Annotated in this window: 2 protein-coding genes; one reads left to right on the top strand and one right to left on the bottom strand. The window is 53.7% G+C overall.

The genetic code is table 11. The features are described from left to right. On the bottom strand, positions 1 to 495 hold a 495-nt coding region (locus NKJ23_RS34450; protein WP_352685174.1), incomplete at its 3' end, for an NAD-dependent epimerase/dehydratase family protein. 321 nt (positions 496 to 816) lie between these two features. Between NKJ23_RS34450 and NKJ23_RS34455 the strand changes: the two genes are divergently transcribed. Next, the coding region (locus NKJ23_RS34455; RefSeq protein ID WP_352685176.1) for an alanine racemase at positions 817 to 1,081 on the top strand (265 nt) is incomplete at its 3' end.

Raw genomic sequence — 1,081 nt, forward strand, 5'->3', positions numbered from 1 at the left:
CCCAATTGTCGGCGAGAGACCCTCGGCCGCAAGCGCGGCATTCGTCACGTCAGGGTAGGATGCGTTTACGACGATGGTCTCCACATCAGCTTGCCGCACAGCTCTCATGAGGCGTCGTACGAGCACTAGATGCATAGGCGTCCATACGCCGCCGCGTGCTCGGTCGATCTGCTGATAGGCATCGCTCGGCAATTGCGTTATCCGCCACCAAGAATGCAACGTCGTGGCATTAAAAATTATATCAGGACGGAGGGCCGCTAGGCTCTCTGCCGTAGCCTCTGTATTCATCAAATCCACCGGTACTATCTCGATGGCCGGAGAGAATCCGAGGTTTACCGAAGTGTACTTTGCGAGGTTGACCCTCAAGGAGGCGCGCTGCAGATCTCGTGCTCCAACGTGCAGATCGTAGGGTCTGCCGCTTTGGCTGAGAAAATCAAGAACGGCCCCACCAAGTACGCCATGCCCAACAATCAGGATCTTAACCCGGCCATTCACTGCAGCTCTCCGGTCTCGTGTCGAACAAGGTTGTAGCGTGGGGTTTGAAAGGGAGGAAGGGGAGTTCCGTGAATTTTATGTTGCGCCTCTGAAACAATTCTGTAATTGGAATTTACATAAGATTACAATGTCTTTTGCAAGACTTATGGAAATTCTTTGTTTGTCTGTATATATTACGATGACTACTAGGACGAACGCTCGTGCTCTCTGGCGTGTGGCAGGAGCTATGGTGCAACTGAGCTTTTCGATGTAACGGTTTACATGTCGCCCGACGAAATTGCGGTGCTTCGAAGGGCGAGCCGAGGAGGTGGAGAGCAAGACATGTTGACCTCGGTACGACCTGCCGATGTTGTACTCGAAATCGATCTCAGCGCAATTCAGGCGAACTTTCAGACTATATCGGCCCTCGTTGGGCCGCAGGTAAGGATAGCCGCTGTCGTCAAAAGCGACGCCTACGGGCTTGGCTTGGTTAAGGTTGCAGGCGCGCTCATTGACGCCGGATGTGATCTGCTCTTCGTCGGCAATCTGCACGAAGCGCTGCTTCTGAGGTCTTTCCACATGGGCGCGGCAGTGGCGGTTTTTTGCG

The organism is Mesorhizobium sp. M0184, assembly GCF_040322215.1.
Classification (GTDB): Bacteria; Pseudomonadota; Alphaproteobacteria; order Rhizobiales; family Rhizobiaceae; genus Mesorhizobium.